Source organism: Rhizorhabdus sp. GW822-FHT03C02 (genome assembly GCF_058801765.1).
Map to the genome: position 1 here is coordinate 88,307 of NZ_JBXANN010000006.1, position 15,235 is coordinate 103,541.

Consider the following 15,235-nt stretch of genomic DNA (forward strand, 5'->3'; position numbering starts at 1 on the left):
CGAGCGCAGGGCGATGCTCGTTCGATGACCAGCCTGTCGATGCCAGCGGGCGCGGGGAGAGTAGCGGCGATCGACCGCCCGATATTCATCATCAGCCCGCCGCGATCGGGGTCGTCGCTGCTGTTCGAAACGATGGCGAAGGCGCGCGACGTCTGCACGGTCGGTGGCGAAAGCCACCGCCTGATCGAGGAGATACCCGGGCTGCATCCGATCCATCGGCAATGGCATTCGAACCGGCTCACCGGGGACGACGTCACCCCGGCGATAGCCGATGCGATTGCCGGACGATTCTATGCCGCGCTGCGCGACCGCGATGGGCGCCCGCCGCGGGGCCGCGCGCGGATGATCGAGAAGACCCCGAAGAACAGCCTGCGCATCGGCTTCCTCCGCCGGATCTTTCCCGATGCGCGCTTCGTCTTCCTCTACCGCGATCCGCGCGAAACCCTGTCGAGCATGATCGAAGCCTGGCAGGCCGGGAGCTTCTGCACCTATCCACGGCTGCCGGACTGGCCGGGCCTGCCCTGGTCGCTGCTGCTGGTGCCCGGATGGCGATCGCTGGCCGGGCGGTCACTGCCCGAAATCGTCGCCCATCAATGGGCGACGACGATGTCGCTGCTGCTCGACGATCTCGACCGCGTCGACGACACCGATGTGCGATCGATCGCCTATTCGGCGTTCCTCGCGGCCCCGCAGGACAGTCTCCAGCCGCTGTGCGCCGGTCTCGATCTGGTCTGGGACCGCACGATCCCGTCGGAGCTTCCGCTTTCGCCGACCGTGGTATCGCGCCCCCACCCCGATAAATGGCGCCGTCATGCCGATGCGATCGCACAGGTCTGGCCGATCGTCGCCGCCGCCGACGAACGGGCGCGCAACGCCCTGCAGCGTTACGCGCCCTGAAAGCCCGTCGTCAGGCGGCGGTCAGCACCAGCTTGCCGTCGCCCTCGTCGATCCGCAGCGTCGACCCGTCGGGCACGTCGCCGCGCAGGATCGCATCGGCGAGCGGGTCCTGCAGATATTTCTGCACCGCCCGCTTGAGCGGCCGCGCGCCGTAGACCGGATCATAGCCGACCCGCCCGAGCCAGGCGCGTGCGCCGTCGGTGAGATCGAGCCGGATCTTGCGATCCTTGAGCAGCTTCGCGACCCGGCCGACCTGGATGTCGACGATCGGCCCCATATGTTCGGCCGCCAGCCGGTGGAACAGGATGATCTCGTCGAGCCGGTTGAGGAATTCGGGTCGGAAATGGCCGCGGACGATCTCCATCACCTGATCCTCGACGCTGTCGACCGACTGGTCGTCCGACAGGTTCGACAGATATTGGCTGCCGAGGTTCGAGGTCAGGATGATGATCGTGTTCGCAAAATCCACGGTCCGGCCCTGGCCGTCGGTCAGCCGGCCGTCGTCGAGCACCTGGAGCAGGATGTTGAACACATCGGCATGCGCCTTCTCGACCTCGTCGAACAGCACGACCTGGTAGGGCCGGCGCCGCACCGCCTCGGTCAGAACGCCGCCTTCCTCATAGCCGACATAGCCCGGCGGGGCACCGATCAGCCGCGCGACCGAATGCTTCTCCATATACTCGCTCATGTCGATGCGGACCATCGCCGACGAATCGTCGAACAGGAATTCGGCGAGCGATTTGGTGAGTTCGGTCTTGCCGACCCCGGTCGGCCCGAGGAACAGGAAGCTGCCGAGCGGCCGGTTCGGGTCCTGCAGGCCGGCGCGCGAACGGCGCACCGCACGCGCGACCGCCTCGACCGCATCTTTCTGGCCGATCACCCGCTTGCCGAGCTCGGTCTCCATTGCCAGCAGCTTCTCGCGCTCGCCTTCGAGCATCCGCTCGACCGGGATGCCGGTCCAGCGGGCGACGACGCCGGCGATATCCTCGCCGGTGACCTCCTCGCGCAGCATCGCGCCGGCGGTCGCGCCCTGCGCCTCGGCCAATTCGCGCTCGAGCCCCGGGATCACCCCATAGGAGATCTCGCCCGCGCGACCGAGATCGCCGCGGCGCTGGGCCTGGTCGAGCTCGATGCGGGCGGCGTCGAGCTGCTCCTTGAGCCTGGCTTCGGCGTTGATCTTGTCCTTCTCGCCCTGCCAGCGGCTGGTGAGCGCCGCCGACTGTTCCTCGAGTTCGACGAGATCGGCTTCGAGCGCATCGAGCCGGTCGCGCGACGCGGCGTCGGTCTCCTTCTTGAGCGCTTCGCGTTCGATCTTGAGCTGGATGATCCGCCGGTCGAGATTCTCGATCTCCTCGGGCTTCGATTCGACCTCCATCCGCAGCCGCGAGGCGGCCTCGTCCATCAGGTCGATCGCCTTGTCGGGCAGGAAGCGGTCGGTGATGTAGCGGTTCGACAGGGTCGCCGCCGCGACGATCGCGCCGTCGGTGATCCGCACGCCGTGGTGCAGCTCATATTTCTCCTTGAGCCCGCGCAGGATCGAGATCGTGTCCTCGACCGTCGGCTCGCCGACGAACACCGGCTGGAAGCGGCGCTGCAGCGCGGGGTCTTTCTCGACATATTTGCGATATTCGTCGAGCGTGGTGGCGCCGATGCAGTGCAGTTCGCCACGCGCCAGCGCGGGCTTGAGCAGGTTGCCGGCGTCCATCGCGCCTTCGGATTTGCCGGCGCCGATCAGCGTGTGCATCTCGTCGATGAACAGGATGATCTGGCCCTCGGCGCCCTTGACCTCGTCGAGCACGCCCTTGAGCCGTTCTTCGAACTCGCCGCGATATTTGGCGCCGGCGATCAGCGATCCCATGTCGAGCGCCATCACCTTGCGGTCCTTGAGGCCGTCGGGGACGTCGCCATTGGCGATGCGCAGCGCGAGGCCCTCGGCGATCGCGGTCTTGCCGACCCCGGGCTCGCCGATCAGCACCGGGTTGTTCTTGGTGCGGCGCGCGAGCACCTGGATCGTGCGGCGAATCTCCTCGTCGCGGCCGATCACCGGGTCGAGCTTGCCGTCGCGCGCGGCCTGGGTGAGGTCGCGCGCGAATTTCTTGAGTGCGTCGTAGCGGTCCTCGGCACCCGCGGTGTCGGCGGTGCGGCCGCCGCGCAGTTCGTTGATCGCGGCGTTGAGCGCCTCGGCGCGGACCCCGGCCTCGGCGAGCGCCTTGCCCGCGGTCGACGCCGTTGCCAGCGTCAGCGCGAGCAGCAGCCGTTCGACGGTGACATAGGAGTCGCCCGCCTTCTGGGCGATCTGTTCGGCCTGGTCGAGGATGCGGACCAGGTCGTTGTCGATGCCGGGCGACTGCTGGGCACCGCTGCCCGAAACCGCGGGCACCTTCGCCAGCGCCGCGTCGGTCGCGCGAAGCGCGGTGCCGGCGTCGCCACCGGCAGCCTTGATCAAGCCCGAGGCCATGCCCTGCTCGTCTTCGAGCAGGGCCTTCAGCAGATGTTCGGGCGAGATCCGCTGATGGTTCATGCGGATCGCGACGGTCTGCGCCGACTGGAGGAAGCCCTTGGCGCGGTCGGTGAATTTTTCGAGATTCATGACGGTCCCTGTTGTCCTATCCCCGGCGATATGGTGTTGCTTTTATGCAACACAAGACATGAGCCTTCGGTTTTCCGCTGATGCCACCCACTGTACGATGTCCTGTGAAGGCGGATAGACGGCATCAACGCGGATATAGGATGGTCCTGCCGCGGGACATCCCCGGCGAACGGCCAATCGCGCCGGGCGCAGCGAAAAAAGGTGAGCATCTGTCCATGTCGACCGCCGCGGAGCTGAGGATGCGCGACGCGATGCTGGCCGAGGCATCGGCGCTGCGCGAGGCGGGGCGCTATCCGGAAGCCGAAAACGCCTATCGGCGGCTTCTCGCGCGCTGGCCCGACCTGCCTGAGAGCTGGTACAATCTCGCCTGGCTGCAACGGCAGTCGGGGCGGCTGGCCGATGCGCTCGCCTCCTACCAGCAGGCGCTCGAACGCGGGGCGTCGGGGCCCGAGGAGATCCATCTCAACCGCGGTGTCATCCTCGCCGACGGCCTCAACCGGCCCGACCTTGCCCGCAAGGAACTCGAGGCGGCGCTGGCGCTCGTGCCCGACTATGGGCCGGCGCTGCTCAATCTCGGCAATCTCCACGAGGAGGCGGGCGCGCGCGCCCAGGCGCTGATCGCCTATCGGCGGCTGCTCGACGCCGAGCCTGGTCATGCACTGGCGCTGGCGCGGATGGCCGGGCTGACCCGCATCGCCGATGCCGGCGATCCGCTGGTCCATGCGGTGCGTACGCGGCTCGGCGAACCGGACATCGCCCCCGACGATCGGGCGCTGCTCGGCTTCGCCCTGGGCAAGCTGCTCGACGATGTCGGCCGCTATGACGAGGCGTTCGCGGCCTTCGCCGCCGCCAACCGGATCGCCGCGCCCCCCTATGATCGGGCAGGGTTCGAGGCGCTGGTCGATGCGCTGATCGCCGCTTTCCCGGCGCGCATGGCCGGCGGTGCCGACGAAGCCGCCGCGCCGCTGTTCATCTGCGGGATGTTCCGTTCGGGATCGACGCTGGTGGAGCAACTGCTTGCGAGCCATCCCGCGGTCACCGCCGGCGGCGAGCTGCCGCTGATCCCGGCGCTGGCGCGGGGGCTTACCCCCTATCCCGCGGCCATGGCCGGGCGCAGCCAGGCCGATTTCGCGCGGTTCGCCGATCAGTATCGCGCGATCGTCGCGCACCGCTTTCCGGGGGCGGGGCTGGTGACCGACAAGCGGCCCGACAATTTCCTGCATATCGGACTCATCAAGACGCTCTTTCCGCAGGCGCGGATCATCCACACCGTGCGCAATCCGCTCGACAACGGCCTGTCGCTCTTCTCGCTGCATCTCGACGGGTCGTTCGGCTATGCCGCGCGGCTCGACGATATCGGCCATCATTATCGCCACTATCTGCGACTGATGCGGCACTGGAAGGTGCTGTTCGGCGACGACATACTCGATCTCGATTATGATCGCCTCGTTCGCGATCCCGCGACGGCGCTTGCCAGGCTGTCGACGCATGTCGGGCTTGGCTTCGACGAGTCGAGCCTCGAATTCCATCGCCAGACGGGGCCGGTCCGCACCGCCAGCGTCTGGCAGGTCCGCGAGCCGCTGCACGGTCGGTCCTCGGGGCGCTGGCGCAACTATCGCGACCATCTCACCCCCCTGGTCGCCGCGCTGGGACCCGATCTCGGGCCGGCGATGTCTGGGGATTGATCCGAAACGGAGTCATCCGAACCTTCCGGCCGGGCGGGCGCCGCGATATGCTGCCCGTTCCAGCCACGGGAGAATATCGATGCGCATGCTCCTCGGTCTTGCCGTCCTCGCTTTCACGCCGCTTGCCACCGTGGTCCAGGCTAACCCCGCCGCATCGTCGAGCCCGGTTTTTCAGCCCGCGACCGGCACGAACAGCTTCGCCTATGTCGGGACGCCGGTAAATCCGCTCATCCTGGCAGCGCAGAAGCGGCATCGGGCGCTGTCCGCGATCCGCGAGGAGGCGCTCAGGCTGCAGGTTGCCGACGGTGGAACGCTCAACCCCGACCATCATGCGATGATCCAGCAGCGCATCGATCGGGTCGAAGCGCGGTTCGCGAGTTACCAGCCCGGACGTTGAACCCGTTGCCGGAACCGGATTCGGCGGTGGACTGATGTTTTCGCGACGCTGCGGGCCCGAGCCCGCGCATGTTCGAGCCCTCCGTCAATCCTAGGTACATCGGGAATAGTTCTGATAAGGATCGACTTTCTGTCGGCGTCCGATGGATGCCGGCGCCATGCGCGTGTGGAGATATAGTTGATCCAGGATCATAAAGGGCGCTCGGTGCTGATCGCCCTGGCAGTTGCGGCACTGGCCGTTTCCCCGCTTGGCGCCGCACCGGCTGCTCCGTCCGCCGTCGCCCCGGTCGCCGATCTCGTTGCCCGGGTGAAGATCCCTTTTGACAGCTTCACCCTGCCCAATGGCCTGAAGGTGATCGTCCACACCGACCGCAAGGCGCCGGTCGTCGCGGTGTCGGTCTGGTATCATATCGGGTCGAAGGACGAGCCCGCGGGCAAGACCGGTTTCGCGCATCTGTTCGAGCATCTGATGTTCAACGGTTCGGAGAATTCACCGGGCGATTTCTTCCAGCCGCTCCAGGTGATCGGCGCCACCGACATGAACGGCACCACCAGCTTCGACCGCACCAATTATTTCGAGACGGTGCCGACCGGCGGCCTCGCCCGCACGCTGTGGCTCGAAAGCGACCGGATGGGGCATCTGCTCGGTGCGATCGACCAGAAGATCCTCGATAACCAGCGCTCGGTGGTCCAGAACGAGAAGCGCGAGGGCGACAACAGCCCGTTCGGCATGGTCGAATATGCCAAGCTCGAAGGCCTGTTTCCCGAAGGCCATCCTTATCGCCACTCGACGATCGGATCGATGGCCGATCTGGATGCCGCCAGCCTCGACGATGTGAAGGGCTGGTTCCGCGCCAAATATGGCCCGAACAATGCCGTGCTGGTGCTCGCCGGCGACATCGACGTCGCCACCGCCAAGACGATGGTCGCGCATTATTTCGGCGACATCCCGCGCGGGCCCGAGGTCGTCCAGGCCGCGGCGACGGTCCCGACCCTCGCCAAGCCGGCGAGCATCACCCTGACCGACCAGGTCGCCACCACCCGGATCACCCGCAACTGGGCGGTGCCGGGCTATGCCGATCCCGAACTGGTGCCGCTCGACGTCGCCACCACCGTGCTCGGCGGTCTCGCCTCGTCGCGGCTCGACAATGCGCTGGTTCGCCAGGAGAAGGTCGCGGTCGGGGTCTCGGCGGGGATCGAGGCGATGGAGCGGGTCAGCATCCTGACCGTCAGCGCCGATGTCCGCCCCGGGGTCGATCCCAAGCTGGTCGGCGCGCGGCTCGACGCGGTGATCGCCGATCTGCTCGCCAAGGGGCCGACCGCCGACGAGGTACGGCGCGTCGCGACCGGCGAGGTCACCCGGCAGATCGCCGGGCTCGAAAGCGTCGGCGGCATGGGCGGCAAGGCCGCGACCCTGGCCGAGGGCGCGACCTATGCCGGCGATCCCGGCTATTATGCCAAGCAGCTCGCGGCCTATGCCCAGGTCGATCCGGCCGAAGTGCTGCGGGTCGCGCGCAAATGGCTGTCGCGTCCGGCCTTCACCCTGATCGTCAATCCGGGGCCCCGCGGCGCCTATGAGGAGGCGCAGGCCAAGCCGGCGGTCCCCGCGGTCGCCGAGGCGAAGCCCGCGCAGAAGCAGGAGAACAAGCCGCGCGAGGCGATGCCGGACGTCGGCGAGGATGTCGCGCTGAAATTCCCCAAGGTCGAACATGCCCGGCTGAAGAACGGGATCGAGCTGCTCTACGCGCATCGCGACGCGGTGCCGATGACCCGGGTGGCCCTGTCGTTCGACGCCGGCAACGCCGCCGATCCCAAGGCCAAGCTCGGCACCCAGTCGCTGATGCTCGCCTTGCTGGATGAGGGGACGAAGACGCTGAGTTCGGAGCAGATCGCGACCGAGGAGGAACGGCTCGGTGCGTCGATCGGCGCGGGGGCGGCGATGGACCGCACCAATGTCCAGCTCTCGACGCTCAGCCCCAATCTCGCGCCCGCGCTCGCCCTGTTCGCCGATGTCGTGCGCAATCCGGCGTTCGCGCCGGCCGAGGTCGACCGGCTCAGGAACCAGCAGCTCACCCGCATCAAGAGCGAGATGACCCAGCCGCAGGGGCTGGCGCTGCGCATCCTGCCGCCTTTGCTCTACGGCCCGGCGCATGGCTATGGCGTGCCGTTCACCGGCACCGGCGATCCGGCGATCGTCGCCAGCCTGACCCCGGCCGACATGACCGCGTTCCACCGCGCGTGGCTGCGCCCCGACAAGGCGACCGCCTTCGTCGTCAGCGATCTGCCGCTCGCGACGATCGTCGCGGCGCTCGACGCGCGTTTCGGCGACTGGAAGGGCGAAGCCGCGCCCGGTGCCAAGGCCGATGCCGCACCGGTGCCCGCGGCCAGCCCGAAGATCGTGTTGATCGACCGCCCCGGATCGCCCCAGTCGCTGATCCTCGGCGGAACCGTGCTCAAGGCGACCGGTCGGGACGAGCTTTCGACCCTGCTCGCGGCGAACGACGTGCTCGGCGGCGATTTCCTGTCGCGGCTCAACTCGGACCTGCGCGAGACCAAGGGCTGGGCCTATGGCGTGTCGTCCTTCCTGAGCCGGGTCGACGAGCGCATGCCCTATTTCGTCTATGCGCCGGTCCAGGCCGATCGCACCGGCGATTCGATCGCGGCGATGCGCAGCGACATGACCGCCTTCCTGACCACCAAGGGCGTGACCGGCGAGGAGCGCGACCGCACCATCGCCGGCAAGATCCGCGAGCTGCCGGGCAGTTTCGAGGGGGCGAGCGACGTGCTCGGCGGGATGCAGCGCAACTATTATGCGAAGCGGGCCGACGATTATTACGACCATCTCGCCGATCGCTATCGCGCGATGACCGCCGCCGACCTCGACGCCGCGGCACGGGCCGCGATCCATCCCGAGGATCTGCTCTGGGTGGTGGTCGGTGATGCCGCGAAGGTCGAGCCGCAGCTCAAGCAGCTCGGGCTGCCGGTCGAGAAGCGGACCGTCGGCAAATGAGCGTCGAGACCGAGGCCGATACGATCGCCGGCGTCTGGGACTGCGTGACCCGCGCCTCGTTCGGCGAACAGACGTCGGTATTCACGATCGTCCGTGACGGCGACCGCTTCACCGGCACCAACATCGCCGATGTCGGCGAACTCGAGGTCGTCGACGGCCGGATCGAGGGCAACCGGCTGACCTGGAAGATGCCGACCGAGAAGCCGATGCGGATGACGCTGGTCGGCAAGGCGACCGTCGAGGACGGCCGGTTCGAGGGCGTGGTGATCATGGGGGCGTTCGGCAAGGCGGCGATGGCGGGAACGAAGCGCAGCGACGTTTGACGTGCTTCTTGTGCCTACGTTGAGATCTGCGTCGGAGCCGTAAGGCTCCGCAAGGCCGAACGGCCGCCCGAGCTTATGCGAGGAAGCCAAGGCCAGCGGATGCTGGCCGCCCGGCGTTTGAGGTCAAAAAAACAATCTGGTCACATGGCCCATCTTGCGACCCGGCCTGGCCTTGCCCTTGCCGTAGAGGTGGAGATGCGCGGTCGGGTCGCCGAGGATCGCGGCCCAGTCGTCGGCCTGGGCGCCGATCAGATTGTGCATCTCGACCCGGGGGGCGGCGAGCGCGGTGCTGCCGAGCGGCAGGCCGCAGATCGCGCGGACGTGGTTTTCGAACTGCGAGGTCACCGCGCCCTCGATCGTCCAGTGGCCGCTGTTGTGGACGCGCGGCGCCATCTCGTTGAACACCGGGCCGTCGGCGGTTTCGAAAAATTCGATCGCGAGCACCCCGACATAGTCGAGCGCCTCGAGGATCCGCACTGCCAGCGCCTGCGCCTGGTCGATGGTCGCCCGGTCGAGCCCGGCCGGCACCGTCGACAGCGCGAGGATGCCGTCGTCATGCCGGTTGAGGACGGGATCCCAGAACAGGATCGTGCCGTCGATGCCGCGCACCGCCAGCAGCGAGAATTCGCGATCGAACGCGACCCAGCCTTCGAGCACCGCCGGCTGGCCGCCGATCGTCGCCCAGGCGGCGGCCGCGTCGTCGGCCGAGCGGAGGCGCGCCTGGCCCTTGCCGTCATAGCCGAAGCGGCGGGTCTTGAGGATCGCCGGCGCGCCGATCTCGCCGATCGCCGCGACCAGTTCTGCCTCGCTCGACACCGCGCGCCACGGGGCAGGGCGGCCGCCGAGCTGTTCGACGAACGCCTTTTCCTGGCCGCGATCCTGGGCGATCGCCAGCGCGCGCGGCAGCGGCCACAGCGGGACGCCCAAGTCTTCGAGCGGTGCGACCGGCACATTCTCGAACTCGTAGGTCGCGACCTGGACGCCCGCGGCGAAGGCGTCGAGCGCCTCGGCATCGTCATAGGCGCCCTGCATCCAGTCGGCGGCGACCTCGATCGCCGGACCGCTGGCCTCGGGCGCGTAGATCGTCGTGCGATAGCCCAGATTGGCGGCGGCGATCGCCAGCATCCGGCCGAGCTGGCCGCCGCCGAAGATGCCGATCGTCGATCCGGGCGTGATCATGCCGGCCAGATCAGTCGAACGGCTCGACCGCGACGTCGGCGGTCTGCTTCGCGCGCCAGGCGTCGAGCCGGTCGGCGAGCGCGGGGTCATTGTTGGCGAGCATCGCGGCGGCGAGCAGGGCGGCGTTGATCGCGCCGGGCTTGCCGATCGCGAGCGTGCCGACCGGGATGCCGCCGGGCATCTGGACGATCGACAACAGGCTGTCCATGCCCTTGAGCGCATGCGATTCGACCGGAACGCCGAGCACCGGCAGCCGGGTCATCGACGCGGTCATGCCCGGCAGGTGCGCGGCGCCGCCGGCACCGGCGATGATCGCCTTGAGCCCGCGGCCGACCGCGGTCTTGGCATAATCGACCAGCCGATCGGGGGTGCGGTGCGCCGAGACGACCTTCGTCTCGTGCGGCACGCCGAGCGCGGCGAGCGTCTCGGCGGCGTGGCGCATCGTTTCCCAGTCGGACCGGCTGCCCATGATGATGCCGATCAGCGGCGCTTCGGCCACGGCGTCCTCCCCTTATGCTTTTGCGGTCTCAGCGCTCGGACAGATAATAGCGGTCGGTGGCGTTGAGATCGTCGTCGAGTTCGTAGACGATCGGCTGGCCGGTCGGGATTTCGAGCCCGGTGATCTCGTCGTCCGAGATGTGAGACAGATGCTTGACAAGCGCGCGCAGCGAATTGCCGTGCGCCGAGATCAGCACCCGCTTGCCGGCCTTGAGATCGGGGGCGATCGTCGATTCCCAATAAGGCAGAACCCGGGCGATCGTGTCCTTGAGGCTTTCGGTCTGCGGAATCGCGATGCCGGCATAGCGGCGGTCCTGGCCGAGGTCGAATTCGCTGCCGACCTCGAGCACCGGCGGCGGGGTGTCGAAGCTGCGGCGCCAGATCTTGACCTGGTCGTCGCCATGCTTGGCGGCGGTCTCGGCCTTGTTGAGCCCGGTCAGCCCGCCATAATGGCGCTCGTTCAGCCGCCAGTCCTTTTCGACCGGCAGCCAGAGCCGGCCCATCGCCTCGAGCGCGAGGTTGAGCGTCTTGATCGCGCGGGTCTGGAAGCTGGTGTAGCAGATGTCGAAGTCGAAGCCCTTTTCGGTCATCAGCGCGCCGGCGGCCTTGGCCTCCTCGATGCCGAGATCGGTCAGGTTGACGTCCCACCAGCCGGTGAAGCGGTTCTCCAGATTCCAGGCGGACTGGCCGTGGCGGATGAGAACGAGCGTGGGCATGAAGTCTCCCTGTTTCGGATTCGCTGCGGCCCTTTAATCGGGCGGGGGGGCGTATGTCACCTTCGGATCGCTTGTACCCGTCATCGATCCTGGGGCAGATCGGCGAAAGACATGGAGAAACCGCGATGACGATCACCACCACGACCCTGCGCCACGACCATAAGGGCGTGCTGTTCGAAGCCTTGGCCGCCTGGGACGACGCGATTGCGGGGCCGCGGCCGCTGGTGCTGGTCGCCGGCACCTTCATGGGGCGCACGGCCTATGAGGATGAGCGGGCGAAGCTGCTGGCGGCGCTTGGCTATGTCGCGGTGGCGATCGACGTCTATGGGGCCGACAACACGCCGACCTCGTTCGATGAGGCCCGCGCGGCGATGCAACTGCTCAACGACGATCGCGCGCTGCTGCGCGAGCGGCTGGAGGCGTCGCTCGCTATCGCCCGCGGGCTGGAAGATGTCGTCGACCCCGCGAAGGCAGCGGCGATCGGCTATTGCTTCGGCGGCAAATGCGTCCTCGACCTGGCGCGGGCCGGGGCGGATGTGCTCGGCGTCGTCAGCTTCCACGGCGTCTACGACCGGCCGCCCTTCGCCAATGCTGCGATCACCGCCAAGGCGCTGGTGCTGCACGGCTGGGACGATCCGCTGGGGCCGCCCGACGCGGTGATCGGGCTCGCCGACGAGCTGACCGAAGCCAAGGCCGACTGGCAGCTCCATGCCTATGGCCACACCGTCCATGGTTTCACCAATCCGAAGCGCCCCGAAATGTTCAGCCCGGTCGCCGATGCGCGGTCATGGCAGGCGGCGACCAATTTCCTCGCGGAGATTTTCGCCTGAGGATTCCGGACGCGATGAAATCGCTTTAGAGTGTGTCCTGATGGGATTGATCAGAACACACTCTAAATTGTCTTTGTTTGCCGTGATTTCCGAGCCGGCAGATATTCTATCTGCCTCGAAATCACTTTAGAGTCATCGGGTGACATCCCCTCAGGTCTTCACCATCCCCCCGCACCGGGCGTTCGGCGACGCGCTCGCGGCCGGGCTGATCGCGACCCATGGCGGCGATCCGCTCGGCCTCGCCCGCGGCATCATCCTCGTTCCCAACAACCGGGCGGCGGGGGCGATCCGCGACGCGTTCGTGCGGCGCGCCGAGGGCGGGCTGCTGCTGCCGCGGCTGATCGCGGTCGGCGATCCCGATCTCGAGCAGAGGCTCGGCGGGCTGCTCGATCCGATCGAAGACGGCGAGAATGCGGATGACGCCGCGCCGATCCCGCCGATCGTCGATCCGCTCGACCGGCAGATGATTCTCGCCCGGCTGATCGGCGAGATGCGCGCGGCGGTCGGCGAGCCGGTCGATGCCGGCGAGGCGATCCGGCTGGCGAGCGACCTCGCCTCGACCCTCGACCAGCTGCTGGTCGAGGAACTCGATCCGACCCGGCTCTCGGACATCGTGTCGTCGCCCGAGCTGTCGCAGCACTGGCAGCATTCGCTCGACCTGCTCGAGGCGATCCTCAAACGCTGGCCCGCCGAACTGGCCGCCCGCGGCGCGATCGACATGGCCCAGCGGCGCAACCTGCTGCTCGACCGGGTCGCCAAGCGCTGGAAAGCGTCGCCGCCACCGGGCTTCGTGGTCGCCGCCGGCATCGCCACCAGCGCGCCCGCGGTCGCCCGGCTGATGGCGGTGGTGTGCCGCCTGCCCGACGGCATGGTCGTGCTCCCCGGCATCGACATCGCCTCGCCGCAGGACGAGTGGGATGCGCTCGGCAGCGACCGGCCCGCGGAAGAGGGCGAACGCAGAAGGCCGATCGAGGCGCATCCGCAATATCATCTCAAGCTGCTGCTCGACCGGCTCGGGGTCGGGCGTGAGGAAGTCCGCCGCTGGCGCTGGGGCGGCCGCCGCGATGCCCGCGCGGTGCGCAGCCTCGCGCTCGCCCATGCGATGAAGCCCGCCGAATTCACCCATTTGTGGCAGGGGCTCAAACCCTGGCAGCGGCGGCTGTCGGGTATCCGCGCGATCGAGCTCTCCAACCCCGCCGAGGAGGCGCAGACGATCGCGCTCGCGTTGCGCCAAGCGATCGAGACGCCGGGCCGGACCGCGGCGCTGGTCACCCCCGATCGGCCGCTCGCCCGCCGGGTCGCGGCGCATCTCGCGCGCTGGAGCATCGTCGCCGACGATTCGGCAGGCACCCCGCTGTCGCTGACCCCGGCGGGCACGCTGCTGCTTGCGGTCGCCGAGGCGGCGGCCGAGCGGTTCGCGCCGGTACCGCTGCTGGCGCTGCTCAAGCATCCGCTGGTGCGGCAGGGCGACAAACGCGGCGCTTGGCTCGACGGGGTACGCCGGCTCGACGCCGCGCTGCGTGGGCCGCGGCCGCCCGGCGGGCTCGGCGGCATCTCGGCCTATCTCGCCGATGGCGACCGCCATGCCCAGCGCGTCCGCGCGCCGGCGCAGAGCATGTGGAGCGCGGTGCGGGCGATGCTCGAACCGCTCGAGGCGGCGTTCGGCGCGGCGCAGGCGCTCGGCGATCATGTCGCGGCGATCCGCGAGGCGGCGACGCTGCTGGCCGACGATGCCGCCTGGTCGGGGCCCGACGGCCGCGCTGCCGCCGACCTTATCGCCGATCTCGAAGCCGCCGCCCCGCTCGGGCCGCCGCGCTGCGATCCGCCGAGCGTGGGGCCGATCCTGCGGCGGATGATGGATGAAGCGGCGGTGCGACCGCCGCAGGGCGGCCACCCGCGCATCTCGATCTGGGGGCTGCTTGAGGCGCGGCTTCAGCATGCCGACCTGATGATCCTCGGCGGGCTCAACGAAGGGGTGTGGCCGGCGATGCCGAGCCCCGATCCGTGGCTCGCGCCGCGGATCCGCGCCGAGCTCGGCCTGCCGGGGCTCGAACGGCGGATCGGGCTGTCGGCGCATGATTTCGCGATGGCGCTCGGCGCCCCGCAGGTGATCGTCACCCGCGCCCGAAGGGACGCGCGCGCGCCGACGATCGCGTCGCGCTTCTGGCTGCGGCTCGAGGCGATGACCGGCGGGCTGACCCGCGAGCATCGGCTGAAGAGCTGGGCCGGATCGCTCGACCGGCCGGAGGGCTATAGCCCGGCCAACCGGCCGGCGCCGGCGCCGCCGGTCGCCGATCGGCCGCGGGTGCTGGCGGTGACCAAGCTCGACCGGCTCAAGGCCGATCCCTTCGCCTTCTATGCCGACACGATGCTGCGCCTTTATCCGATGGACGCGGTCGATGCCGATCCGACCCCGGCCTGGCGCGGCAGCGCGGTGCACGCGGTGTTCGAGGCGTGGATGATCGAGGACCGCTGCGATCCCGCCAGGCTGCTGCCGCGCGCGCATGCGATGCTCGACGCGATGTCGGCGCATCCGGTGATGAAGGCGCTGTGGGAGCCCCGTCTGATCGAGGCGCTCGAGTGGGTCGCGCGGCGGATGACCGAATTGCAGGTCGAAGGGCGCGTGCCGGTCGCCGCCGAGGTCGAGGGGCGGATCCCCGTTGCCGGGATCGAGCTCAAGGGCAAGGTCGACCGGATCGACCGCAACGGCGACGGCAGCCTGGCAATCGTCGATTACAAGACCGGCGTCCCGCCGAGTCCGGCGCAGGTCGAGGCCGGCTATTCGATGCAGCTCGGCCTGCTCGGGCTGATCGCCGAGCGCGGCGGATTCAAGGAGGCCGAGGGCATTCCGTCGGCGTTCGAATATTGGTCGCTCGGCCGTTCGCAGGCGGGCACGCTCGGCTATGCTGCGAGCCCGGTCGGGCGCAAGGATGGCACCCCCGCGGCCGAGTTCACCGCGCTCGCCGCGCGGACGCTGACTGAGGCGGTCGAGAAATGGCTGGTCGGGGCCGAGCCGTTCACCGCCAAGCTGGTCGCCGATTATGCGCCTTATGCCGACTATGACCAGCTGATGCGGCTCGACGAATGGTATGGGCGCTCGGATGGCTGAGA

Annotated in this window: 11 protein-coding genes; 7 read left to right on the top strand and 4 right to left on the bottom strand. The window is 68.6% G+C overall.

What is annotated here, in order from left to right; translation table 11 throughout:
* The first annotated feature begins 24 nt into the window (after nt 1-24).
* Entirely contained in the window at nt 25-897 is an 873-nt protein-coding gene (locus AC1RM6_RS16480) for a sulfotransferase family protein (protein WP_493103098.1), read from the top strand.
* Between the two features lie 10 nt (nt 898-907).
* Here the strand turns inward: AC1RM6_RS16480 and clpB are convergent, their stop codons facing one another.
* Nucleotides 908-3,487 (bottom strand): ATP-dependent chaperone ClpB, encoded by a 2,580-nt coding sequence (gene clpB, locus AC1RM6_RS16485; RefSeq protein WP_493103100.1) that lies wholly within the window; start codon nt 3,485-3,487, stop codon nt 908-910.
* A 215-nt stretch (nt 3,488-3,702) separates the two neighbouring features.
* Here clpB and AC1RM6_RS16490 point away from each other — a divergent pair, with 215 nt between their 5' ends.
* The 4 genes from AC1RM6_RS16490 to AC1RM6_RS16505 all read left to right on the top strand — a co-directional run bounded on the left by AC1RM6_RS16490 (nt 3,703) and on the right by AC1RM6_RS16505 (nt 8,901).
* Nucleotides 3,703-5,172, top strand: a complete 1,470-nt coding sequence (locus tag AC1RM6_RS16490; protein ID WP_493103102.1) for a tetratricopeptide repeat-containing sulfotransferase family protein — start codon at nt 3,703-3,705, stop codon at nt 5,170-5,172.
* 79 nt (nt 5,173-5,251) lie between these two features.
* Nucleotides 5,252-5,569, top strand: a complete 318-nt coding sequence (locus AC1RM6_RS16495; protein ID WP_493103103.1) for a hypothetical protein — start codon at nt 5,252-5,254, stop codon at nt 5,567-5,569.
* Nucleotides 5,570-5,746: 177 nt separating this feature from the next.
* Nucleotides 5,747-8,578 (top strand): M16 family metallopeptidase, encoded by a 2,832-nt coding sequence (locus AC1RM6_RS16500; protein ID WP_493103105.1) that lies wholly within the window; start codon nt 5,747-5,749, stop codon nt 8,576-8,578.
* Complete coding sequence (locus AC1RM6_RS16505; RefSeq protein ID WP_493103107.1) at nt 8,575-8,901, top strand: hypothetical protein; 327 nt, start codon at nt 8,575-8,577, stop codon at nt 8,899-8,901. Before AC1RM6_RS16500 ends, AC1RM6_RS16505 begins: the two co-directional genes overlap by 4 nt.
* Before the next feature lie 123 nt (nt 8,902-9,024).
* Here AC1RM6_RS16505 and AC1RM6_RS16510 read toward each other — a convergent pair whose 3' ends face one another.
* Genes AC1RM6_RS16510 through gpmA form a run of 3 tightly spaced genes read right to left on the bottom strand, consistent with a single transcriptional unit; the run spans nt 9,025 to nt 11,294 of the window.
* A complete protein-coding gene (locus AC1RM6_RS16510; protein ID WP_493103109.1) occupies nt 9,025-10,080 on the bottom strand; it encodes a 5-(carboxyamino)imidazole ribonucleotide synthase in 1,056 nt (351 codons plus the stop codon).
* Between the two features lie 10 nt (nt 10,081-10,090).
* Complete coding sequence (purE, locus tag AC1RM6_RS16515) at nt 10,091-10,549, bottom strand: 5-(carboxyamino)imidazole ribonucleotide mutase (protein ID WP_493103563.1); 459 nt, start codon at nt 10,547-10,549, stop codon at nt 10,091-10,093.
* A gap of 58 nt (nt 10,550-10,607) precedes the next feature.
* Nucleotides 10,608-11,294 (bottom strand): 2,3-diphosphoglycerate-dependent phosphoglycerate mutase, encoded by a 687-nt coding sequence (gene gpmA, locus AC1RM6_RS16520; protein ID WP_493103111.1) that lies wholly within the window; start codon nt 11,292-11,294, stop codon nt 10,608-10,610.
* 125 nt (nt 11,295-11,419) lie between these two features.
* Here gpmA and AC1RM6_RS16525 point away from each other — a divergent pair, with 125 nt between their 5' ends.
* Together AC1RM6_RS16525 and addB are read left to right on the top strand one after the other, a co-directional pair.
* On the top strand, nt 11,420-12,124 hold the full coding sequence (locus AC1RM6_RS16525) for a dienelactone hydrolase family protein (protein WP_493103113.1): 705 nt from the start codon (nt 11,420-11,422) through the stop codon (nt 12,122-12,124).
* Between the two features lie 139 nt (nt 12,125-12,263).
* Nucleotides 12,264-15,233, top strand: coding sequence for a double-strand break repair protein AddB (gene addB / locus AC1RM6_RS16530; protein WP_493103115.1), 2,970 nt, complete (start codon nt 12,264-12,266; stop codon nt 15,231-15,233).
* The last annotated feature ends 2 nt before the right edge of the window (nt 15,234-15,235 follow it).

What these genes read in the sequence shown, in the direction of transcription:
- AC1RM6_RS16480 (WP_493103098.1), top strand. Translation starts at nt 25, where the DNA reads ATGACCAGCCTGTCGATGCCAGCGGGCGCGGGGAGAGTAGCGGCGATC.
- clpB (WP_493103100.1), bottom strand. Translation starts at nt 3,487, where the DNA reads ATGAATCTCGAAAAATTCACCGACCGCGCCAAGGGCTTCCTCCAGTCG.
- AC1RM6_RS16490 (WP_493103102.1), top strand. Translation starts at nt 3,703, where the DNA reads ATGTCGACCGCCGCGGAGCTGAGGATGCGCGACGCGATGCTGGCCGAG.
- AC1RM6_RS16495 (WP_493103103.1), top strand. Translation starts at nt 5,252, where the DNA reads ATGCGCATGCTCCTCGGTCTTGCCGTCCTCGCTTTCACGCCGCTTGCC.
- AC1RM6_RS16505 (WP_493103107.1), top strand. Translation starts at nt 8,575, where the DNA reads ATGAGCGTCGAGACCGAGGCCGATACGATCGCCGGCGTCTGGGACTGC.
- AC1RM6_RS16510 (WP_493103109.1), bottom strand. Translation starts at nt 10,080, where the DNA reads ATGATCACGCCCGGATCGACGATCGGCATCTTCGGCGGCGGCCAGCTC.
- purE (WP_493103563.1), bottom strand. Translation starts at nt 10,549, where the DNA reads ATGGGCAGCCGGTCCGACTGGGAAACGATGCGCCACGCCGCCGAGACG.
- gpmA (WP_493103111.1), bottom strand. Translation starts at nt 11,294, where the DNA reads ATGCCCACGCTCGTTCTCATCCGCCACGGCCAGTCCGCCTGGAATCTG.
- AC1RM6_RS16525 (WP_493103113.1), top strand. Translation starts at nt 11,420, where the DNA reads ATGACGATCACCACCACGACCCTGCGCCACGACCATAAGGGCGTGCTG.